This window comes from Methylobacterium sp. 1A (assembly GCF_058072805.1).
This window is the reverse complement of sequence record NZ_JBYQVE010000002.1, coordinates 154,202-176,219: the sequence shown is the minus strand read 5'-3', so window position 1 is coordinate 176,219 and position 22,018 is coordinate 154,202. Positions and strand designations below refer to the sequence as shown.

General features: G+C 71.7%; 19 protein-coding genes. 11 read left to right on the top strand and 8 right to left on the bottom strand.

Annotated features, from left to right (window positions below; genetic code table 11):
- Positions 1 to 846, bottom strand: a complete 846-nt coding sequence (locus ACX9MN_RS20790; protein WP_056531794.1) for an SDR family NAD(P)-dependent oxidoreductase — start codon at positions 844 to 846, stop codon at positions 1 to 3.
- A 74-nt stretch (positions 847 to 920) separates the two neighbouring features.
- Between ACX9MN_RS20790 and ACX9MN_RS20785 the strand changes: the two genes are divergently transcribed.
- The gene (locus tag ACX9MN_RS20785; protein WP_489725309.1) at positions 921 to 1,610 is read left to right on the top strand and encodes a TetR/AcrR family transcriptional regulator; all 690 of its coding nucleotides are present in this window, start codon (positions 921 to 923) and stop codon (positions 1,608 to 1,610) included.
- A 57-nt stretch (positions 1,611 to 1,667) separates the two neighbouring features.
- Positions 1,668 to 2,915: a NupC/NupG family nucleoside CNT transporter gene (locus ACX9MN_RS20780; protein WP_020090599.1), complete on the top strand. Its 1,248-nt coding sequence runs from the start codon at positions 1,668 to 1,670 to the stop codon at positions 2,913 to 2,915.
- Positions 2,916 to 2,919: 4 nt separating this feature from the next.
- On the opposite strand, the gene ACX9MN_RS20775 is transcribed toward ACX9MN_RS20780, so the two are convergent.
- The 3 genes from ACX9MN_RS20775 to pqqA (ACX9MN_RS20765) all read right to left on the bottom strand — a co-directional run bounded on the left by ACX9MN_RS20775 (position 2,920) and on the right by pqqA (ACX9MN_RS20765) (position 4,291).
- A complete protein-coding gene (locus ACX9MN_RS20775) occupies positions 2,920 to 3,789 on the bottom strand; it encodes a class I SAM-dependent methyltransferase (RefSeq protein WP_489725308.1) in 870 nt (289 codons plus the stop codon).
- Positions 3,790 to 4,031: 242 nt separating this feature from the next.
- Positions 4,032 to 4,121, bottom strand: coding sequence for a pyrroloquinoline quinone precursor peptide PqqA (pqqA, locus tag ACX9MN_RS20770; protein WP_020090597.1), 90 nt, complete (start codon positions 4,119 to 4,121; stop codon positions 4,032 to 4,034).
- A gap of 80 nt (positions 4,122 to 4,201) precedes the next feature.
- Positions 4,202 to 4,291, bottom strand: coding sequence for a pyrroloquinoline quinone precursor peptide PqqA (gene pqqA / locus ACX9MN_RS20765; protein WP_007559223.1), 90 nt, complete (start codon positions 4,289 to 4,291; stop codon positions 4,202 to 4,204).
- A gap of 393 nt (positions 4,292 to 4,684) precedes the next feature.
- Between pqqA (ACX9MN_RS20765) and mgtE the strand changes: the two genes are divergently transcribed.
- Positions 4,685 to 6,097, top strand: a complete 1,413-nt coding sequence (gene mgtE, locus ACX9MN_RS20760; protein ID WP_447698429.1) for a magnesium transporter — start codon at positions 4,685 to 4,687, stop codon at positions 6,095 to 6,097.
- Between the two features lie 16 nt (positions 6,098 to 6,113).
- Here the strand turns inward: mgtE and ACX9MN_RS20755 are convergent, their stop codons facing one another.
- From ACX9MN_RS20755 to paoA, 4 genes are all read right to left on the bottom strand, one after another.
- On the bottom strand, positions 6,114 to 7,655 hold the full coding sequence (locus ACX9MN_RS20755) for an acetate--CoA ligase (protein ID WP_489725307.1): 1,542 nt from the start codon (positions 7,653 to 7,655) through the stop codon (positions 6,114 to 6,116).
- A 108-nt stretch (positions 7,656 to 7,763) separates the two neighbouring features.
- Positions 7,764 to 9,986 (bottom strand): molybdopterin cofactor-binding domain-containing protein, encoded by a 2,223-nt coding sequence (locus tag ACX9MN_RS20750; protein WP_489725306.1) that lies wholly within the window; start codon positions 9,984 to 9,986, stop codon positions 7,764 to 7,766.
- 21 nt (positions 9,987 to 10,007) lie between these two features.
- Complete coding sequence (locus tag ACX9MN_RS20745; RefSeq protein WP_489725305.1) at positions 10,008 to 10,982, bottom strand: FAD binding domain-containing protein; 975 nt, start codon at positions 10,980 to 10,982, stop codon at positions 10,008 to 10,010.
- A gap of 10 nt (positions 10,983 to 10,992) precedes the next feature.
- Positions 10,993 to 11,649 carry an aldehyde dehydrogenase iron-sulfur subunit PaoA gene (paoA, locus tag ACX9MN_RS20740; protein WP_489725304.1) on the bottom strand — a complete coding sequence of 219 codons (657 nt, stop codon included), beginning with the start codon at positions 11,647 to 11,649 and terminating at the stop codon, positions 10,993 to 10,995.
- A gap of 260 nt (positions 11,650 to 11,909) precedes the next feature.
- On the opposite strand from paoA, the gene ACX9MN_RS20735 reads away from it, so the two are divergent.
- From ACX9MN_RS20735 to ACX9MN_RS20700, 8 genes are all read left to right on the top strand, one after another.
- Positions 11,910 to 12,734: an aldo/keto reductase gene (locus tag ACX9MN_RS20735; RefSeq protein ID WP_020090591.1), complete on the top strand. Its 825-nt coding sequence runs from the start codon at positions 11,910 to 11,912 to the stop codon at positions 12,732 to 12,734.
- A 138-nt stretch (positions 12,735 to 12,872) separates the two neighbouring features.
- The gene (gene nadA / locus ACX9MN_RS20730) at positions 12,873 to 13,889 is read left to right on the top strand and encodes a quinolinate synthase NadA (RefSeq protein ID WP_026604534.1); all 1,017 of its coding nucleotides are present in this window, start codon (positions 12,873 to 12,875) and stop codon (positions 13,887 to 13,889) included.
- A complete protein-coding gene (locus ACX9MN_RS20725; RefSeq protein ID WP_489725303.1) occupies positions 13,886 to 15,400 on the top strand; it encodes an L-aspartate oxidase in 1,515 nt (504 codons plus the stop codon). The genes nadA and ACX9MN_RS20725 overlap by 4 nt, the downstream gene beginning before the upstream one ends.
- Entirely contained in the window at positions 15,397 to 16,269 is an 873-nt protein-coding gene (gene nadC, locus ACX9MN_RS20720) for a carboxylating nicotinate-nucleotide diphosphorylase (protein WP_091679065.1), read from the top strand. Before ACX9MN_RS20725 ends, nadC begins: the two co-directional genes overlap by 4 nt.
- A 174-nt stretch (positions 16,270 to 16,443) precedes the next feature.
- Complete coding sequence (locus ACX9MN_RS20715) at positions 16,444 to 18,432, top strand: potassium transporter Kup (protein ID WP_489725302.1); 1,989 nt, start codon at positions 16,444 to 16,446, stop codon at positions 18,430 to 18,432.
- Between the two features lie 131 nt (positions 18,433 to 18,563).
- Entirely contained in the window at positions 18,564 to 20,396 is a 1,833-nt protein-coding gene (gene htpG, locus ACX9MN_RS20710) for a molecular chaperone HtpG (protein WP_489725301.1), read from the top strand.
- A gap of 229 nt (positions 20,397 to 20,625) precedes the next feature.
- A complete protein-coding gene (lptC, locus tag ACX9MN_RS20705) occupies positions 20,626 to 21,345 on the top strand; it encodes an LPS export ABC transporter periplasmic protein LptC (protein WP_042671243.1) in 720 nt (239 codons plus the stop codon).
- Entirely contained in the window at positions 21,342 to 22,013 is a 672-nt protein-coding gene (locus tag ACX9MN_RS20700) for an LptA/OstA family protein (RefSeq protein ID WP_489725300.1), read from the top strand. Before lptC ends, ACX9MN_RS20700 begins: the two co-directional genes overlap by 4 nt.
- Positions 22,014 to 22,018: the final 5 nt, after the last annotated feature.

The window sequence follows — 22,018 nt, the reverse complement described above, 5'->3', positions numbered from 1 at the left end:
TCAGAGCGTCCCGCCGGACAGGCGCACGATTGTCTTCCAGTAGCCCACCGGCATCAGCCGCTGGATCAGCGCGGCGTTCTTCGCGTCCTTGCCGATGACGATCCGGGGCGCCCGGGCCTCGATGCCGCGGATGATGGCGGCGGCCGCGTCGGCGGGCGCCAGGGTCAGGAGCTTGCCGAACGCCTCCCGCGCCTCCTCGTCCTCTACGGCTGCGCGCTTCGCAGCCTCCGGATCGCTCGGCGGCCGCCGGCCGCGGGCGTTGCGGGAGATGGCGGTGGCGACGCCGCCCGGGTGGACCACCGTCACCCCGAGGCCGGTGCCGGCGTACTCGTGCCGCAGGGCCTCCGAGAAGCCGCGCACCCCGAACTTGCTGGTGCAGTAGGCGACCTGGCCGGGCGGTGCGATCAGGCCGAACAGGCTCGACAGGTTGACGATCTGCGCCGCCGGTCGGGCCCGCAGCATCGGCAGGAAGGCGTGGCACATCCGCACGACGGCGCGCAGGTTGATGTCGAGCAGCCACTCGAAATCGTCGAGATGCGTCTCGTCGAACCGGCCGCCGAGGGCGACGCCGGCATTGTTGATGAGGAGGTCGAGATGCCCGGACCGCTCCGCGACCCAGGCGGGCAGCGCGCGGATCCCCTCGGCATCCGTGAGGTCGAGGACGCGCGTCTCCACCGTGACGCCGCGGATCTTCGCGGCGACGGCCGCGAGGCCGGTCTCGTCTCGGTCCACCAGGAGAAGGGTGCAGCCCTTCGCGGCGAGGCCCTCGGCCAGCGCCGCGCCGATGCCGCTCGCCGCTCCGGTGATCAGGGCCACCGCGCCCGCGAGTTGGAACCGCTGTGCCAAACCGCGCCCCCCGTGCCGCCGATCTGGATCGGATCGTCCACGGGGGATAGGCCCCGCCGGCTGGATTGTCTAGGGTGAACACCCTAGACGGGGACGGGATCATGTCGCGGGGCGAGGGTCGGAGGGTCGAGCGCGAGCGGGAGGTCGGCCGGGAGCCCGGTCCCGCGGCCGCGTCGCCCGACACGCGCACCCGGATCCTCGCCGTCAGCCTCGCGCTGTTCAATGCCCGCGGCCTCGGCCACGTCACGACGGCGGAGATCGCGGCCGCGGCGGGGATCCGCGAGGGCAATCTGCAGTACCATTTCCCGCGCAAGCGCGGCCTCGTCGAAGCCCTGTTCGCGGCCTTCGAGACCGAGGCCGTGGCGGTGGCGGGCCGGATGCCCGCCGACCCCGCGGCGCCGGAGGCGCTGCTCGCCTACCAGAGGGCGTGGTTCGACCTGATGTGGCGCTACCGCTGCGTCTACCGCGACGGTATCGCCATGGTGGAGATCGCGCCGGCCCTGCGCGCCCGGGTGCACGCGCTGCGGGCCGAGACCCAGGCGCTGGCCCGCGCCGTGTTCGAGGCGGCCGTGCGGGCGGGGCGGCTGCGCGTTTCCCCGGACGCGCTCGGGCGACTCATCGACAACGCCTGGATCGTGTCGAGCCACTGGATGAGCCACCGTCTCCAGGGCGGCACCGCCCTGACGGAAGCGGATCGGGACTGGGGCTTCGCGCAGGTCCGCGACCTCTTCGCGCCCTATCTCGCGCCCGAGAGCCCTACTTGACGGCCACTGGCCCGATCCTTCCATGCGCTCCGGCCAAGCTCGGACCCGAAGGACGCGATGCTCGACCGCCTGACCCATGCCGGCCTCAGCCTGCTCGTGCTGCTCGCGGTCGCGTTCCTGTTCTCGACCAACCGGCGGGCGATCAGTCCCCGCGTGGTCCTCACGGGACTGGCTTTGCAGGTCGGCCTCGGCGCGCTGGTCCTGTTCCTGCCCGCCGGGCAGGCCGCGCTGCGCGCCGCCGCGGACGCGGTCGTGACCGTGCTGTCCTACGGCGACCGCGGCACGGCCTTCCTGTTCGGCGGCCTCGTCGAGCCGAAGATGTTCGAGCTGTTCGGCGGCTCAGGCTTCATCCTGGCGCTGCGGGTCCTGCCGCAGATCCTCTACGTCTCCGCGCTGATCGGCGTGCTCTACCACCTCGGCGTGATGCAGGTGCTCGCCCGCGGGCTCGGCGCCGTGCTCCGGCGGATCCTCGGCACCTCGCCGATCGAGTCGTTCTCGGCGGTGATCACGATCGCCATCGGCCAGAGCGAGATCGCCGTCGCCCTGCGCCCGTTCCTCGCCCTGCTGACCGGCGCCGAGCTGTTCGCCGTCATGTCGAGCGGCGCCGCGTCGACGGCGGGCTCGATCCTAGCCGGCTACGCGGCGCTCGGCGTGCCCATGACCTACCTGCTCGCGGCCTCCGTGATGGCGATCCCGGGGGGCCTCGTCTACGCCAAGATCCTGATGCCCTCGACGGAGCCGACCCGGATCGCCACCACCCGGGTAGAGTTCGGCGAGACACGGGCGGCCAACATCATCGAGGCGGCGGCCGACGGCACTCAGAAGGGGCTCGCGGTGGCGGTCTCGGTGGGGGCCATGCTGATCGCCTTCGTCGGGCTGATCGCGCTGGCGGACGGCCTGTTCGGCACCCTCGGCGGCTGGATCGGCTACCCGTCCGCCTCGTTCGAGGGCGTGCTCGGCTGGGCGCTCGCCCCGCTGGCGTGGCTGCTCGGCGTGCCCTGGGACCAGGCGACCCTGGTCGGCGGGGCGATCGGCCAGAAGCTCGCCTTCAACGAGTTCCTGGCCTACGCCAACCTGTCGCCGGTCCTGAAAGCCGGAACCCTCGAGCCGCGGGCGCAGGCCATCGTCTGCTTCGCCCTGTGCGGCTTCGCGAATCTCGCGTCGATCGCGATCCAGCTCGCGAGCTTCTCCAGCCTGGTCCCGGAGCGGCGCTCGGAGGTCGCCCGGTACGGCCTGCGGGCCATCCTCGCGGGGACGCTGTCGAACCTCACGAGCGCGGCGATCGCGGGGCTGTTCGTGGCGTGACGGGTCAGGCCGCCTTGCGCGCCGCGAGCAGCAGCGCGTTCGGGCGGGTCCGCTTCGGCACCGGCAGGACGCGGTCGAGGACGGCGCCGACGCCGTACGCGAAGGCGAGCGCCGCCGCCCAGGACCATGTCCGCCGGAAGAAGCGGTCGCGGCAGCGGACGGGGCTGACCTTGGCCATCCAGTGGATCAGCGAATCGTGCCGGTCCATGCCGATGGCGTGGACGGCCTCGGGCGTGCAGCCGAGCGTCCCGGCCAGCGCCTCCAGGGCTCTGGGCGTCCACCACGTCAGGTGGTGGGGCGGCGCGTTGATGACGAAATTCGGGACCGTGGTGTTGGGCGAGGGCCAGAGCGGCGTGCCGATCAGGACCACGCCGCCCGGCTTGACGCAGGCCGCGAGCGCCCGGGCGAAACCCAGCGGGTCCGCCACGTGCTCGATCACCTGGAACGCGCAGGCGACGTCGTAGACTGGCCCGACGCGCGCCGCGTGCGCCTCCACGGTCTCGTCGAGGATCGCGCCGGTCGGGTCCTCGGCGGAGAAGTTCGGATCGAGGCCGGTATAGGTGGCGTCCGGCACGTAGGCGCGGAACCCGCCGTGGCCGCAGCCGACATCGAGCACCCGGGCTCCGGACGGGACGTGCGCGGCGGCCTGGCGGAATTCCAGGCGCTCCGTCTCCGGGCCGGCGAGCTTATCGTGCGCGGCGATCCGGCCGTAAAACGCCCGGTAGAAGGCCGCGTCGCCGGCCACCGGCGGATCGAAGAAGATCAGTCCCGTAGGAGATTCCCAGAGCCGGAACGTGCCGGCGGGGCGGAGCAGCGGCCCGACATCGACGCGGCCGGAATAGTGCCAGAGGAGCGTCAGGAAGCCGGCGTCCAAGCGCTCGACGCAGCGCAGAGCGGGGGCACCGGTGATCGGGCAGGGGGGATCGACCGATCGGCCGTGTGCGCGCTGTCCGCCAAACTGGTCCTCGCTCGCTCCGCAGGCCCGGCTGGTCCGGGGCGCCGCAGCGGCACAGGTTTGGTGCGGCCCGTCAAGCCGAGGCGCGGCTCGTGTCGAGCGCGCAAAGAAAAAGGCGCCGCTTCGGATGAAGCAGCGCCCGGAAACGTCAGAGCGACGTCTTAGTGGAAGGTGTCGATCTCAGCGGACTCGTAGCTGGTGACTTCCATGCCGACGCAGATCTCGGAGACGACGGGGGCGGACCAAGCCATGATTTCCTCCAGGTAAGTTGATGCGATGGATAGAGAGGCCACGAAGGCCGGAGCGAACCGCGCTCCGGACCGCGCGCGACTTAGTTGAACGTGTCGATCTCGGCGGACTCGTAGCTGGTGACTTCCATGCCGACGCAGATCTCGGACACGATCGGGGCAGACCAAGCCATGGCGTTTCTCCTCGCTGTTGCTGCGATCCATATAGGCAATATCTTGGACGCAATACAAGCGAGCACAACACTTATATTTCTCATAGGGAGCCTGGCCGTGGGCGGCGCGGGGTCGTTCCGTGGCCGCGCGGCCACCCGCCGGAGTCCTGTTCGGCATCGGCTGCGGATGGGCGCGGTTTCGGCTTGACGGGCCCCGCGCCCGGGCGCACGACGCACCCGCGCGACGGTGTCCTCGACGGTGTCGCGCTCCCATTCCAGCAGCGACCCGCGAAGCGACGTGCCCGACCGATCGTGCCTGCCGTGCCCGGCCCCGTGCCGTCGTTCCGCCTGAGCCGCTGAGAGGCCCGGCCGCGGGGTGACCGACGCGGCGGCCGGCCACGGCCCAGACCCAGGATGACCGGCGCCGCGTCGCCTCGTAACCCACGAGGCGAGGCCATGAACGAGATCGCCCCCTTCGATACGCGCGTCGATCCCTCCGTGCTGGCCGCCCGCCTGTCGGACGAACGGGCGCCCGACATCGTCGAGGCCCTGAACGACGAGGCACCCGAGGTCGCCGCCGCCATCCTGCTCGGCCTGCCGCTGGAGCGGGCGATCGAGGTGCTGGACCAGCCGGAACTCGACTGCGCCGCCGACATCATCGAGATGCTGCCGCGGGACCGGGTCGCGGGCTACCTGTCGGGCATGTCGGCCGACCGGGTCACAGACGTGTTCCGCGAGATCGAGGAGCCGGGCCGCTCCGACCTGCGTGCCCGCCTCGACGCCGAGACCCGCGGCGCCGTGGACCGGCTCTCAGCCTACGGCGAGGAGACGGTCGGCTCGCTGATGACCACTGAGTTCGTCACGGTTCCGGGCACCTGGACGGTCGGCCAGACGCTGGAGCACATCCGCCACGTGGAGAAGACCCGCGAGACGATCTACGCGATCTTCGTACTCGACCCGCGCACCCGCGCGCTCACCAAGGCGGTGCCCCTTCGCCGCCTGATCTCGGGGGATCCGGGTGACAACGTGCTCAGCGTCGCCCCGGGGCGCCGGCCGCTCGCCGTCTCGCCGACGGCCAGCCGCGAGGAAGCGGCCCGGCTGATCTCCAAGTACGACCTCCTGGCCCTGCCGGTGGTCGACGCCGTGGGGCACGTCATCGGCATCGTCACCGTCGACGACATGATCGACGCGATGATCGAGAAGCAGACGCAGGACGTGCAGCGCTTCGGCGGCATGGAGGCCCTGCCGGAGCCCTACATGGATATCGGCTTCTTCACGATGATCCGGAAGCGGGCCGGCTGGCTCTGCGCGCTGTTCCTGTCGGAGATGCTCACGGCCTCGGCCATGCAGGGCTTCGAGGGCGAGCTGGAGAAGGCGATCGTCCTGACGCTGTTCATCCCGTTGATCATGAGCTCGGGTGGCAATTCGGGTTCGCAGGCGACCTCGCTGCTGATCCGCGCCCTGGCGCTGCACCAGATCCGCCTGCGCGACTGGTGGCGGGTGGCGCTGCGGGAACTGCCGACCGGGATGCTGCTCGGCGCAATCCTCGGGGTGATCGCGGTGATCCGAATCGTCGCGTGGCAGAAACTCGGGCTCTACGATTACGGCGAACACTGGCCTCTGGTCGCCGCCACGGTGGGCGCGGCGCTCGTCGGGATCGTGACGTTCGGGTCGCTGTCGGGCTCGATGCTGCCGTTCCTGCTCCAGCGGATCGGCTTCGATCCGGCCACCGCCTCGGCGCCCTTCGTGGCGACGCTGGTCGATGTCACCGGCCTCGTCATCTACTTCTCGGTGGCGCTGCTCATCCTGCGCGGGACGCTGCTCTAGGCGCGCGGCCCGCACCTCAGGTCGCCACCGCCTCGGCGAGCCGCTTCCGCTGCACCTTGCCGTTGGCCGTCCGCGGCAGGGAGTCGAGGAAGCGGATCTCGCGCGGGCGCTTGTAGGCGGCGAGCCGCTCGGCGCACCACGCGAGCAGGGCCTCCGCGTCGGGCTCGGCGCCCGCCTGCAGCACCACGAAGCCGCAGATGACCGAGACGTCCGCCCGCACCGGCAGCTCGGCGACGCCCACTTCCGCCACGGACGGGTGGGTCGACAGCACCGTCTCCACCTCGTTCGGCGAGACCCGGTAGCCCATCGCCTTCATCAGGTCGTTGTTGCGGCCCTCGAACCAGAGGTAGCCGTCGGCGTCGAGGCGGGCGAGATCGCCGCCGACGAACCAGTCGCCGCGCATGACCTCCGCCTCTTCCTCCGGCCGGTTCCAGTAGCCGAGCATCAGCGCTGGCTCGGTCCGGTGGACGGCGAGGAGCCCGCTCTCTCCGGCCGGGAGCGGCACGGGCTCGCCCGCCACGGGCAGGATCGCCACCCGCCGGCCCGGCTGCGGCTTGCCGGGCGAGCCGGGGCGCACCGGGATGGTCGGGCCGCTGGAGATGTAGGTCGAGACCTCGCTCATCCCCAGCGCCTCGTAGAGGGGCTTGCCGGTGGCCTGACCCCAGGCCTCCAGCAGCTCCACCGCGAGGGGCTCGCCGGCCGTGCAGCCGTGGCGGAGGCTCGACAGGTCGTGGGCGCCGAGGTCGCCGTACTTGAGGATCTGGCGGTAGAGCGTCGGGACGGCGGCGAACAGGGTCGCGCCGTACGCCGCGATCAGGCGCGGCCAGACCCCGGGATCGCGCGGGCCATTGTAGAGCACCGCGGTCGCGCCCACCGACCAGGGATCGCTCAGGCCGACGCCCAGCGTGTAGGTCCAGTTCATGGTGCCGGCGTGGAGCATCACGTCGGATTCGGTGAGCCCGAGCCAGTGGTCCAGCATGGGGCGGCGGCCGTAGGCGGCGCGGTGGGCGTGCAGCACGCCCTTCGGCCGGCTCGTCGTGCCAGAGGTGTAGATCAGCATCGCCGGGTCGTCGGCGGCGGTGTCGGCGTAGTCGGGCAGGGGCGGGCCAGCCTTCAGGGCAGAGACCGCGGCGGCGTCGAGCAGGAGGCGCCCGCCCAGGGCCTCGGGCGCGACCGTGCAGCCGCTTCCGATCACCACGGCGGCGGCCCCGGAATTGTCCATGAGGAACGCCGCCTCGCTCTCGGTGAGCTGTGGCGAGGACGGCAGCGCCACGAGGCCGGCCGCCAGGGCGCCGAAGTAGACGAGGACGTAGTCGGCCTCGTTGCCCATCCGGATCATCACCCGGTCGCCGGGCCTCAGGCCGAGGCCGAGGAGACCCGCCGCGATGCCGCGCACCGCCCGCTCGACTTCGCCGAAGCTGAGGCGGTCCGCGGTGCCGTCGCCGACCATCACCAGGGCGGTCTTGTCGGGACGAAGGCGCGCGTTCTCGGCGAGGCAGTACCGCGCCGCGTTGAAGCGGGCCGGCGGACGGCGGTCATCGTGCTGGCTGTCGGACACCGGGCGCTCCCCGCGGGCGGCTTTTCGCCGGGTGTCCCGCCTGGGCGCGCTTGCGTCAACTGGGGCCGTCGCTCCGCCGGCGAGCGCGGCCCCCGGGCAGTCTGGCCCTCAGGTCCGCCGCTGCGCCTGGCCCTCCTGCTCCTCGAAGCCCTTGAGCATCTTGTCGAGGGTCATCGGGTAGTCGCGGACCCGGATCCCGGTGGCGTTGTAGATCGCGTTGGCGAGCGAGGCGCCGGCGCCGCAGATGCCGAGCTCACCGAGCCCCTTGCTCTTCAGCGGGTTCGCCTTGTCGTCGAGCTCCGGCAGGAACACCGCGTCGATCTCCGGAAGGTCGGCGTGGACCGGCACGTGGTACTCGGCCATGTCGTGGTTGACGAAGTAGCTGTAGCGCGGATCGACCACCGCATCCTCCATCAGCGCCGCGCCGACGCCGAAGGTCATGCCGCCGATCGCCTGGCTGCGCGCGGTCTTGGCGTTGAGGATGCGCCCGCCGGTGAACACGCCGAGCATCCGCCGGAGCCGGATCTCGCCGGTATCGACGTCGACCCCGACCTCGGCGAAGTGCGCTCCGTACGAGTACTGCGAGAACTTCTGCTTCATCTCGCCGGGCTTGATCTCGCCGGAGGCCTCCAGCCCGGACTTGGCGAGATCGGTGAGCGACTCGGTGCGGTTGCCGGATGTGACCGCGCCGTCGCGGAAGGTGGCGCCGTCCGGGTTGAGGTCGCCGGCCTTGAGCAGGGCCTGCCGGAGGTTGTCGCAGGCGACGTAGAGCGCCGAGCCCGCCGAGCCGGCGCCGAAGGATCCCCCGGAGCCGGACGCGAACGGGAAGTCGGTGTCGCCCATCTCGACCCGCACGCGCTCGGGCGGCAGCCCCAGCATCTCGCCGGCGATCTGGGTCAGGATCGTGTAGGTGCCGGTGCCGGGATCGGTCATCGCCATCCGCACCACCAGCACGCCGTCCGGCCCGAGGCGGACCTTCGCGGCGGACGGCATCAGCGGGTTGAGGCGCGCGGCCGCCGACATGCCCATGCCGACGAGCCAGTTGCCCTCGCGCCGGGAGCCCGCGGCCTGCCGCTTGTCCCAGCCGAACAGGCGCGCGCCCTCGCGCATGCAGGGCACCAGCTTGCGGGTCGAGAACGGGACCTTCTTCTCGGGATCCTCGGCCGGCTCGTTGCGCACCCGGAGTTCGATCGGGTCGATCTTCAGCTGCTCGGCGAGCTCGTCCATGGCGCACTCGAAGGCGAGCTGGCCTACGGCCTCCCCGGGAGCGCGCATCGCCGAGGCGATCGGCATGTTGAGGTTGACCAGCCGATGGCGCGTCACGCGGTTCTGCGCGGCGTACAGGGAGCGGGTGACGTTGGCCGAGGTCTCGAAGAACCCGTCGCCCTCGGCGGTGTCGGACCAGGATTCGTGGCTGATCGCGGAGAGACGGCCGTCGCGGTCGGCGCCGAGGCGGATCCGCTGGATCGTGTCAGTCCGGTGGGTCGCGACGTGGAACTCCTGCTGCCGGGTGAGCGCGACCTTCACGGGACGCTGGATCACCTTCGAGGCCAGGATCGCGAGCGTCGCCTCCGGCTGGACCTGCAGTTTCGCGCCGAATCCGCCGCCGATATAGGGGCTGACGATGCGCACCTTCTCGGGGTGGAGCTTGAGCACCGAGCCGAGGGATTTCTGGCCCCGGTTCGGCATCTGGTTGGCCGTGTAGAGCACGACCCCGTCGCCCTCCCAGGACGCGATGGTGGCGTGCGGCTCCATCTGCGCGTGGATCTGGTTCGGCGTGACATACTCCACGTCGAGCTTGACCGGTGCGGCCGCGAAGGCGGCGTCGAAGTCGCCGAGCTTGGAATCCGGCGGCGAGTTGACCGGCTTCGGCTCGTAGGCCGCCGCCAAGCTGTCCTTGAGCAGCCCCTTGGGCTTGGCCGCGTCGTACCGGACCTTGACCAGCATCGCGGCGGCGCGCGCCTGCTCGAAGGTCTCGGCGACCACGAAGGCGACCGGCTGCCCGTAGAACCGGATCTCCGTCCCCTGGAGCTGCGGCCAGACCTGCTCCTTCTTCTCGCCCTGCTCGGGCACGTTCTCGTGGGTCATCACCAGGATCGCGCCGGGCGCCTTGCGGGCGGCCTCCGCGTCGATCGACCGGATCGTGCCGGAAGCGATCGCCGCCGGCACGATGAAGCCGTAGGCGGGGTTCTCGAGGGCCCGGGTCTCGTACGCGTAGGGCGCGTGACCCGTGACCTTGAGCTTGCCTTCGACCCGGCTCAGCGGCTTGCCGACGAGCCCGTCGGGCCGGTCGTCGAGGGGCGTCCGGCCGATCGGCTGGTTCATCTCCATGGGAACGGTCCTTGCCGGGATCTACGCGCGGGTCGCCTGCGCCACGACGGCCCGAAGGGTCCGGCGCGTCAGCGGGATCTTGAAGTCGTTGCTGCCGTAGCCGCGGGCGCCGTTGAGCACCGCGTCGGCGGCGGCGTCGGCCGAGCCGGTCTGCACCAGCGCCGTCTCGGCCTCGGCCACCCGCCAGGGCTTGTGCGCCAGGCCGCCGAAGGCCAGCCGCGCGGCCTGAGGCTTGCCGCCTTCGGCGCCCGCGATCACGGCGGCCACCGACACGGTCGCGAAGGCGTAGGACGCCCGGTCGCGGACCTTCCGGTAGATGTGGGTACCGGCCACCGGCCTCGGCAGCGTCACGGCCGTGATGATCTCGCCCTTGCGCAGCTCGGTCTCGATCTGCGGCGTGTCGCCGGGCAGCCGGTGGAAGTCGGCGATCGGGATGCTGCGCGCCTGCCCGTCCGGGTTGACGGTCTCCACGGTCGCGTCGAGGGCCCGCATGGCGACGTTCATGTCGGACGGGTTGGTGGCGATGCAGGCCTCGCTCGCGCCGACCACCGCCATGATGCGGTTGAACCCGCCGATCGCCGAGCAGCCCGAGCCGGGCTCACGCTTATTGCAGGGCATAGCGGTGTCGTAGAAATAGTAGCACCGCGTCCGCTGGAGCAGGTTGCCGGCCGTCGTCGCCTTGTTGCGCAACTGGCCCGAGGCGCCGGCGAGCAGCGCCTTCGCCAGCACGGCGTAGTCCTTCCGGACCCGTGGGTCGGCGGCGAGGTCGGCGTTGCGGACGAGCGCGCCGATGCGCAGGCCGCCATCCTGCGTGGCCTCGACCGTGTCGAGCGGCAGCCGGTTGACGTCGATCAACGTGGCCGGAGTCTCGATCTGGAGCTTCATAAGGTCGAGAAGGTTGGTGCCGCCAGCGATGAACTTGGCGTTCGGCCGCTCGGCCGCGAGCTTCGCGGCGTCCTGCACGGTGGCGGGGCGCTCGTAGGCAAAGGCCTTCATCTGCGCCTCCTCAGAGTTTGGTGGCAGCGGCGTCGCGAATCGCCGCGACGATGTTCGGGTAGGCGCTGCAGCGGCAGATGTTGCCGCTCATCCGCTCGCGGATCTCGGCGTCGCTGAGTGTCGGAGTCGCCGCGACGTCCTCGGTCACGTGGCTCGGCCAGCCGGCCTTGGCCTCGCTCAGCATGCCGACCGACGAGCAGATCTGGCCCGGCGTACAGTAGCCGCACTGGAAGCCGTCATGCTCCAGGAACGCCGCCTGCATCGGGTGGAGCTTGTCCCCGTCCGCCAAGCCCTCGATCGTGGTGATCGGGTCGCCCTCGTGCATCGCCGCGAGCGTCAGGCAGGAATTGATCCGCCGGCCGTCGACCAGGACCGTGCAGGCCCCGCACTGGCCGTGATCGCAGCCCTTCTTGGTGCCGGTGAGCGCGAGGTGCTCGCGCAGAGCGTCGAGGAGCGTCGTGCGGGTGTCGAGGACGAGATCGTGCGGTTGGCCATTGATGCTGAGCCGCACCGGCACGGTCTGCGGAGCCGGATCGCCCGGCGCCGCCGCGGACATCGCGGGACTGGGCCGGAACCCGAGGGCGCCGAGTGCGCCGGCCACCGCACAGCCCTCCACCACGGCCCGCCGCGTCAGCGCGAGCGGCTTCGTCGGAGTCGCGTCTGTCATGCTGCCATCCAGCCCGTGCACCGCGCGTGGGACGCCGCGCGCAGCTTGGAATCTGGTGCGCCAACGTCCGGCCGGATGGATTAGATCCTGTCCAGACTGCGCCCGTTCAGCGCGGCTCCGCCGCTTCGGGCGCTGGACCCATGTCGTGACCCGATCGCTCCGTCCTTGCTTCGCTGCGCTCGCGAGAACGGGGACGCCTTGGAACGCGTCCCGCTGCGAGCGTTTGGGTTGATCGGACCACGACACCGGAGCCTCGCCTCATGGCTATCCCGACCCTGCCGCTCAACGACGGCCGACACATCCCGCAGATCGGCTACGGCTGCTGGCAGCTCTCGGACGCCCAGGCTCCGGATCTCGTCGGACAGGCCCTCCGCGCCGGCTATCGGCTTATCGACACGGCCGCGGCGTACGGCAACGAGGCGGGCGTCGGGCGCGGCATCCGGGACGCGGGGATCCCCCGCGAGGAGATCTTCCTCACCACGAAGCTCTGGAACGATCGCCAGGGCCGCGACGAGGCGAGGCGCGCCTTCGACGAGAGCCTGCGGCAACTCGGTCTCCCCTATGTCGACCTGTACCTGATCCACTGGCCGTGCCCGCAGCGTCGCCTGTTCGTCGAGACCTGGAAGACGCTGATCGAGCTCCGGAAGGAGGGCCGCGCGAAGTCCATCGGCGTGTCGAACTTCTCGCCCGAGCACCTCGCCACGCTGATCGGCGAGACCGACGTGGCCCCGGCCGTCAACCAGATCGAGCTGCACCCCTATTTCCAGCGCAAAGAACCGCGCGCGGAGGACGCCCGTCACGGGATCGTGACCGAGTCGTGGAGCCCGCTCGGCCGGGGCAAGGAGCTGAACGACCCGGTCATCCTCGCAATCGCGGAAGCGCACGGGAAGACGCCCGCCCAGGTGGTGCTCCGCTGGCAGATCCAGATCGGATGCGTGGCGATCCCCAAGACCGCCACCCCGCGGCGCATCGCCGAAAATATCGCGCTGTTCGATTTTGAGCTCGGCGCGGACGAGATGGCGCGGATCGCCGGCCTCGACCGGGCCGACGGCCGGATCGGACCTGACCCGGCGACCTTCTGCTGAGCGCTCGAGCCTTCGGCGGCGCAGCGTAACATCGCACCGCAAAAGATTTATGCTCACAGCTAGCATATCTGGACAGGCGCGTCCGGCCCCCATAAGTTAGACGGCACAATGCTCAAACTGAGCATAATGGAGGACGCCATGACGGCGACCGTTGCACCCGTCTCCCGCACGACGATCCCGGGCCTGCCCCTTCCGGATCTGTACGCACGCGTCAGCCGGCACGTCCCCGCGATCGAGTGGCCGGCGCTCGCCCCCGACATCGAGGCGATCCTGCGCCTGAAGCGGGAGCGCAACGCCGTGATCCTGGCGCACAACTACCAGGCGCCCGAGATCTTCCACACGGTGGCCGACATCGTGGGCGACAGCCTCGCGCTGGCCCGCGAGGCGGTGAACGTGAACGCCGACGTGATCGTGCTGGCGGGCGTCCACTTCATGGCCGAGACGGCCAAGCTCCTGAACCCGAGCAAGACCGTGCTCATCCCCGACATGGGCGCCGGCTGCTCGCTGGCCGATTCGATCACCGCCGCAGACGTGCGCGGCCTGCGCGCCAAATACCCGGGCGTGCCGATCGTGACCTACGTGAACACCTCGGCGGCCGTGAAAGCCGAGTCCGACCTGTGCTGCACCTCCGGCAACGCCGTCGCGGTGGTCAGGTCGCTGAACGCCCCCCGCGTCCTCATGATCCCCGACGAGTTCCTCGCGCAGAACGTCCAGGCCGAGATCCCGGAGGTCGAGATCCTGACCTGGGCCGGCCACTGCGAGGTGCACGAGCGCTTCACCCCGGCCGACATCCGCGACGTCCGCGACAGCTATCCCGGGGTGACCGTGATCGCGCACCCGGAATGCCCGCCGGACGTGGTGGCCGAATCGGACTTCTCGGGCTCCACCGCGATGATGATGGACTTCGTCGTCGAGAAGCGGCCGAAGCAAGTGGTGCTCGTCACCGAGTGCTCCATGGCGGACAACATCGCGGCGCAGAACCCGGACATCGAGTTCATCAAGCCCTGCAACATGTGCCCGCACATGAAGCGGATGAGCCTGCGCAACATCCGGCGGTCGCTCGAGACGATGACCCACGAGGTTACGGTCGACCCGGCGCTCGCCGACCGCGCCCGGGCCGCGGTCGAGCGCATGCTCGAGGTGCGCACACGATGAACGCGATCTCCCCCAACAGCGCCGACCGCGTCGTCGTGGTCGGCGGCGGCGTCGCGGGCCTCAGCGTCGCGCTGCGCCTCGCGCCCCGCCCGGTGACGCTGGTCACGGCCTCGGCCCTCGGCCTCGGCACCGCCACCGGCTGGGCCCAGGGCGGCATCGCGGCCGCGGTCGGCGCCGACGACGCGGCGGCGCTCCACGCCGCCGACACGGAGGCCGCCGGCGCCGGGCTAACCGAGCCCGACGTGGCGCTCCGGGTCGCCGCGGAGGGCCCCGCGCTGATCGACTGGCTCGTGCGGATCGGCGTCCCGTTCGACCGCACCGACGACGGCGCGCTGGCCCTCGGGCTCGAGGCGGCCCACGGCCGCCGCCGCATCGTCCGCTCCGGCGGCGACGCCACCGGCGCCCGCGTCCTCGAAGGGCTCGTGCGGGCCGTGCTGTCGGCGCCGTCCGTGGAGGTCGTCATGGCGCGGGCCTGCGACCTGCTCCGGGACACGCGCGGGGCGGTGGCCGGCATCGTCGCCGAGCGCGACGGCGCGCTGTTCCGCATCCCGGCCCGCGCGGTGGTGCTCGCCACCGGCGGCGTCGGCGCCCTCTACGCGGCGACCACCAACCCGCCGGGCGCCGTCGGCCGCGGGCTGGCGCTCGCCGCCCGGGCCGGCGCAGTGATGCGCGACATGGAGTTCGTGCAGTTCCACCCGACCGCCATCGCGGCCGGCGCCGACCCGATGCCGCTCGCGACCGAAGCTCTGCGCGGCGAGGGCGCCCGCCTCAGCGACGAGACCGGCGCCGCCGTGATGGCCGGCATCGCGGGCGGCGACCTCGCGCCGCGCGACGTGGTCGCCCGCGGCATCTTCCAGGCGCTGCAGCGGGGCCGCACGGTCTATCTCGACGCCCGCGGCGCGCTCGGCGCCGCGATGCCGACGCGCTTCCCGACCGTGGCGGGGCTCTGCGCCGCCGCCGGCATCGACCCCGCCGTGCAGGCGATCCCGGTCCGCCCGGCGGCGCACTACCACATGGGCGGCGTGAAGGTGGACGGGTACGGCGCCACCTCGGTGCCGGGCCTCTACGCCTGCGGCGAGGTCTCCTCGACGGGCCTCCACGGCGCCAACCGCCTTGCCAGCAACTCCCTGCTGGAGGGGCTCGCCTACGCGCGCTTCATCGCCGACGGGCTCGACGCGCCGCCGCCCGCCGCGATCGTGCCCGAGGCCGTGTCTGTCCGCGCCGCCGGCGACCTGCCGGCGATCCGCGCGCTGATGGAGCGCAGGGTCGGCGTCGTGCGCGACGCCGCCGGCCTCGAGGAAGCCGTCGCTGTCCTCGAGGCGGGGGCTGAGACCTGCGACGCCGCCCTCGTGGCGCTGCTCATCGCCCGCGGCGCGCTCGCCCGCCGGGAGAGCCGCGGCGCCCACTGGCGCAGCGACTTCCCCCATCTCGCCGCGGCCGCGCACACCGAGGCCGCGCTGGCCGACCCGATCGCCGCGACCCCGTCCGCCGAGGAGGCGCTGACGCCATGACCCAGTCGGTTCTCTCCGATGAGATCCTCCCCCTGCCGCGGCTCCTCGTGGAGCCCGTGGTGCGCGCCGCCCTGCTGGAGGATCTCGGCCGGGCCGGCGACATCACCACCGACGCCATCGTGCCCCCGGGCGAGCGGATGCGCGGCGTGATCGCCTCCCGGCAGGACGGCGTCATCTCGGGCACCGACGCCGCCGCCATCGCCTTCGCGCTGGTGGACCCGGCCGTCACCGTGACGGTCGAGCGCGGCGACGGCGCCCGCGTGGCGCCGGGCGACGTGGTGCTGCGCCTCGAGGGGCCGGCGCGGGCGATCCTGACGGCCGAGCGCGTGGCGCTGAACCTGCTCTGCCGGATGTCGGGCGTGGCCACCGCCACCCACGGCCTCGTCGAGGCCGCGCGCCCGCACGGCAAGGCCTCGATCGTCTGCACCCGCAAGACGACGCCGGGCCTGCGCGCCCTGGAGAAGCACGCGGTCCGGGCCGGCGGCGGCTCGAACCACCGCTTCGGCCTCGACGACGCGGTGCTGATCAAGGACAACCACGTGGCGGTGGCCGGCGGCATCGTCCCGGCGATCGAGCGCGCCCGGTCCCGGGCCGGCCACTTGGTGAAGATCGAGTGCGAGGTCGACAGCCTGGAGCAGCTGGAGGAGGCCCTGTCGGTCGGGATCGACGCGGTGCTCCTCGACAATATGGGGCCCGACCTGCTCCGCCGCGCCGTGGCGATGATCGACGGGCGCGCCCTGTCCGAGGCGTCGGGCCGGATCACCCGCGAGACGGTCGGGGCCGTCGCGGCCTCGGGGGTCGACCTGATCTCCTGCGGCTGGATCACCCATTCGGCGGCGATCATCGACCTGGGGCTCGACGCCGCCTGACCGGCGGGCCCCGCGCGCCGCCGGCGCGGCGGGGCCGAAGCGGTCGCTCGACTGTCATCACGTTCGGGTGACAAGTCTTCGCCGCGGTCGCTCGGGAGATCTGCCGAGTCTATCACCGCGCGACCGACTCGCTAAGATTTCGGCCAACCGCGACGCCATCGACCGGACCCGACCGTGAGCCAAGCCCTGCCTTCCGCGGCTGCCCCGGCGGTCGATCGTCCGGCGGCGCCGGTGGCGCGCAAGCCCGGCGCGGTCCGGCACGGGCCCGGCGGCGCGCTGATGCTGGGCGCGCTGGGCGTCGTGTACGGCGATATCGGCACGAGCCCGCTCTACGCGTTCAAGGAGGCGGTGAAGGCCGCGACCAGCGGCGGCGCCTCGGTGCCGGTGGCGGCCACCGGCGCGGTGTCGCTGATCCTGTGGTCGCTGATCCTGATCGTGTCGCTGAAATACGCGGTGCTGATCCTGCGCGCCGACAACCGCGGCGAGGGCGGCATCGTCGCCATGCTGGCGCTGCTCGGCGCGCGGCATGCCAGGCCGGGGACGTGGAAGGCGCTGCTGCTGGTGGTCGGGCTGGTCGGCGCGGCCCTGCTCTACGGCGACGGCGCGATCACGCCGGCGATCTCGGTGCTGTCGGCGATCGAGGGCCTGAAGGTCGACGCGCCGGCGCTCGGGCCGTACGTCGTGCCGATCACCCTCGCCATCCTGGTCGGGCTGTTCCTGGTCCAGCACAAGGGCGTCGCCGCCATCGGGCGGGTGTTCGGACCGGTCATGCTCGTCTGGTTCGTCGTCCTGGTCCTGCTCGCGGTCCCGAGCATCCTGCACGCGCCGGAGATCCTGGCGGCGGCCAACCCGTTCCGGGCGGTGGACTTCCTGATCCATGCCGGCTGGCATGTCAGCTTCCTGATGCTCGGCGCGGCCTTCCTGGCGGTGACCGGCGGCGAGGCGATGTACGCCGATCTCGGCCATTTCGGCGCCCCGGCGATCCGGATCGCGTGGTTCGGCCTCGTGCTGCCGGCGCTGCTGATCCACTATTGCGGCCAGGGCGCGCTGATCATCGCCGACCCGAGCGCGATCGAGAACCCGTTCTACCGGCTCGCGCCGGACTGGGCGCATTACCCGCTGGTGGCGCTCGCCACGATGGCGACCGTCATCGCCTCGCAGGCGGTGATCTCGGGGGTCTACTCGCTCACCCAGCAGTCGATCCAGCTCGGCTTCATGCCGATGATGCGGGTGGTGCACACCGATGAGGACGAGCGCGGCCAGATCTACGTGCCGGCGGTGAACTGGCTGCTCGCCGTGGCGACCCTGACGGCCGTGGTGGTGTTCGGCTCCTCCGACGCCCTGGCCGGCGCCTACGGCATCGCGGTCTCGGCGCTCATGGGCATCACCACGCTCCTCGCCGCGCTGATCGCGCTCCGCTGGGGCTACAACCCGATCCTGGTCCTCGCGGTCAACGGCTTCTTCCTCGGCATCGACCTCGTGTTCTTCTCCGCCAACAGCGTGAAGCTGTTCGAGGGCGGCTGGTTTCCGCTGCTGCTCGCCGGCGTGGTGGCCTTCCTGATGCTGACCTGGATGAAGGGCAACCACGTCCTCGAATCCGTCCGCCAGACCATGCGCATGTCCGAGGCCTCCTTCCTCTCCAGCCTCGGCTCGCACCCGCCGGTGACGCTGCCCGGCACCGCGGCCTTCCTGACCGCCGCCACCGAGGGCATCCCGATGGCGCTCGGCCGCCTGCTGGAGCGCAGCCGCTGCCTGCACGAGCGGATCCTGCTGATCACCGTCGTCTACGAGGAGGAGCCGGTGATCCCGGCGAGCGAGCGGGCGCAGGTCACGCTGGTGGCGCAGGGGATCCGCAAGGCGATCTCGAAGTACACGCCCGGCATGGAGCGCGTCGTGCTGCGCTACGGCTTCATGCAGACCGCCTCGATCCCCGAGGGGCTGCAATGCGCGGTGGCGAGCGGGCTGCTGCCGCCGGAATATCTGGAGGACATGACGTATTTCGTGGGCCACGAGGTGGTGATCCCGTCGCCGACCCATCCCGGCATGGCGCCGTGGCGGGAGGGCCTGTTCGCCTTCATGAAGCGGAACGCCGAGCGCACCGGCGCCCATTTCGGCCTGCCGACCCGGCAGATCGTCGAGGTGGGCACCGAGATCGAGATCTGACCGGCCGCGGCGCGCGGGGGCGCTGCCCGAGGCGCGCGTCGGAGGCCGGGGCCGGCCGTCTTTCGCATTGAAAACGGCCCCGTTCGCCAGCATATCGCCACCGCAATTTCCCCACAGCGGAGGCATCACCCGTGAGCGAGACGATCGAGCGGCACGAATTCGGGGCGGAGGTGGGACGCCTCCTCGACCTCGTCGTGCACGCGCTCTACTCCGACCGCGAGATCTTCCTGCGCGAACTCGTCGCCAACGCGGCCGACGCCATGGACCGGCGGCGGTTCGAGGCCCTGACCTCGGCGGCGAGCGCGCTGCCGCCGGACGCCAAGGTCCGCATCGCGCCCGACAAGGAGCCGCGGACCCTGACCGTGTCGGACGCCGGCATCGGCATGACCAAGGAGGATCTCGCCACCAACCTCGGCACCATCGCGCGCTCCGGCACGCGGGCCTTCTCGCAGACGCTCGAATCCGCCAAGGCCGAGGACCGGCCGAGCCTGATCGGCCAGTTCGGCGTCGGCTTCTACTCGGCCTTCATGGTCGCCGACCGCGTCACCGTCACGTCGCGCCGCGCCGGCAGCGACGAGGCCTGGACCTGGGCCTCGGAGGGGCAGGGCAGCTACACGCTGGAGCCGGCGACGCGGGCCGAGCCCGGCACCGACATCGTGCTGCACCTCAAGGCGGATGCCGACGAGTACCTCGAGCCCTACCGCCTCGACCATCTCGTGCGGAAATGGGCCGACTTCATCACGGTGCCGATCGCCGTCGTGCGCGACGGCAAGGACGAGTCGGCCAACCAGGGCACCGCGCTCTGGCGCAAGGCGAAGTCCGAGGTCACCGAGGAGCAGTACGAGGAATTCTACCACTCCATCGGCATGAACTTCGACAAGCCGTGGGCGACGCTCCACTGGCGCGCCGAGGGGCAGCTCGAGTTCTCCGCGCTTCTGTTCATCCCCGGCTCGAAGCCGTTCCAGGCCCTCGAGAACGAGCGCCAGAGCAAGGTCCGGCTGCATGTCCGGCGGATGTTCATCACCGACGAGGCCGAGCTGCTGCCGCCGTGGCTGCGCTTCGTCCAGGGCGTCGTCGACACCGAGGACCTGCCGCTGAACGTCTCCCGCGAGATGCTGCAATCGACCCCGGCGCTCGCCCGGATCCGCCGCGCGGTCACCGGGCGCGTCGTCTCCGAACTCACCACCCGCGCCAAGGACGCGGAGGGCTACCAGTCCTTCTGGGAGAATTTCGGCCCCGTCCTCAAGGAGGGCATCTACGAGGATTTCGAGCGCCGGGGCGAGATCGCGCCGCTCCTGCGCTTCCGCTCCTCGGCGGTCGAGGGCTGGACCTCGCTGCCCGACTACGTGTCCCGCATGAAGGACGGCCAGGAGGCGATCTACTACCTCGTCGCCGACGACGCCGAGGCGCTCAAGTCGTCGCCGCAGCTGGAGGGCTTCCGGGCCCGCGGCCTCGAGGTGCTGCTCCTCTCCGACCACGTCGACGCCTTCTGGCCCGATCAGCTCGGCACCTTCGACGAGAAGCCGCTCCGCTCGATCACCAAGGGCGGCCTCGACCTGTCGAAGTTCGCGCCGGAGGGCGAGCAGCCGGAGGCGCCGGAGGGCATCGACGCCTTCGTCGCCGCCGTGAAGACGGCGCTCGGCGCCGAGGTCTCGGACGTGCGCACCACCGACCGGCTCGTCGATTCGGCCGTGGTCCTCTCGGCCGGCACCGGCGGACCCGACCTGCAGATGCAGCGGCTCATGCGCCGGGCCGGGCGGGCCGGTGCCGGGCAGCCGGTCCTGGAGATCAACCCGCGCCACCCGCTGATTCGGGCGCTGGCCGCGGCACCCGAATCGGAGGTGCCGCAGGCCGCCGGCACGCTCCTCGACCTCGCCCGCATCCAGGACGGCGACAGCCCCCGCGACCCGGCGGCCTTCGCCCGCACGGTGGCGGCGGCGCTCGCGGCCGCGCGGGGCGCGTAGGACTACGGAGACCCGCGCCGCGCGCTGCCGGGACGCCGCGCGCGGCGTGTGTCTCCACACACATCCGTTCGGGATGATTGTGGGTTCGGTTGATCATTCGGAAATGGTCGAGCCATAACTTCGCCACCGGTCGGGATCATTGCCCGGCCGAAGGCGCGGGCGCGGTGGGGGCCGCAGGCGTCTGAGCCGAACCCTCTCGCGCGCCTCGGGCGCGCCTCACGGACGCTGCATGAACCCGGTCGAGGCTGAAGCCGGCAACGGACAGGCGGTCGCGGCGGCGCGGACCCGGGCCCACGCCCGGGCGTACCGCCACAGCGGACGCGTGCGCACCATGCGCCGGCTGATTCCGGTGGTCGCCGGCGGCGCGGTGGCGCTGCTGCTGGGCTACCTATTCAATCCCTTCGCGGCGCAGCTGCCGGGCGTCTCGGTCGGCCCGGTGACGCTGGCCGGCTCCAAGGTCCGCATGGAGAACCCGCGGCTCTCGGGCTTCCGCCAGGGCACGCGCGGCTACGAGGTGACGGCCGACGCCGCCCTCCAGGATGTCCGCAAGCCGAGCCAGATCGAGCTGCAGCAGATGCGCGGCCACATCGCCACCGACGACCAGGGCGGCATCGCCCGCCTCTCGGCGACGTCGGGCCTGTTCGACACCGCCCGCGAGGCGCTCGACCTGAAGGACGACATCCGCATCTGGACCGACAAGGGCGAGGAGGCGCGCCTGCGCTCCGCCGCCGTCGCGTTCAAGACCGGCTCCATCAGCTCGCAGGAGCCCGTCACCGTCTCGAGCGCGCGGGCCAACGTGAAGGCCGACACCCTCGACGTCGTCGAGAACGGCAAGCGGATCTCCTTCGTGGGCAACGTCCACGTGGTCATCGTCAGCGACGCGCCGGGGGAGAAGCCCCAGGCCCGCATCCTGACCTCGGACGCCGAAGCCGCGGACGGTGCCCGATGAGCGCCGCCCGCCTCCTCTGCGCCGCCCTGGCGGCCGGGCTGGTCCTCGCCGGCCCGGCGCTGGCCGAGAAGCCGGCGCGCAAGGACTCGCCCTTCGGCAATATCGGCGGCGGCGGCAAGGATCCGATCAAGATCGACGCCGACCGGCTCGACGTGTTCGACCGGGAGAACAAGGCGGTCTTCGCCGGCAACGTCGTGGCCGTGCAGGGCGACAGCACCATCCGCTGCTCGACCATGACGGTGACCTACAAGCGCGGCAAGGACGCGCCCGGCAAGGGCGCCAAGGGCGACGCCAAGCCTGAGGCGCGGGACGAGGGCGCCGACGCGGCGCCGCGGAACCCCGCCGAGAACGGGATCCAGAAGGTCGACTGCGCCGGGCCGGTGACGGTGGTGCAGAAGGACCAGGTCGCCACGGGCGATCACGCGGTGTTCGACCAGGACGCCAAGCGGATCGTGCTGACCGGCAACGTCGTCCTGAGCCAGTGCCAGAACGTCACCCGCGGGCAGCGGCTGGTCTACGACATGAACACCGGACGCGCGAACATGGACCCGGTGGCGGGCGGCCGCGTCTCGGCCCTGTTCGTGCCCGGCGAGAAGTCCGACGCCAAGGACGGCAAGGCGAAGGGCTGCGGCCAGCCGCCGCCCAGGCCGAAGGCGCAGGTCGATTGAGCGGC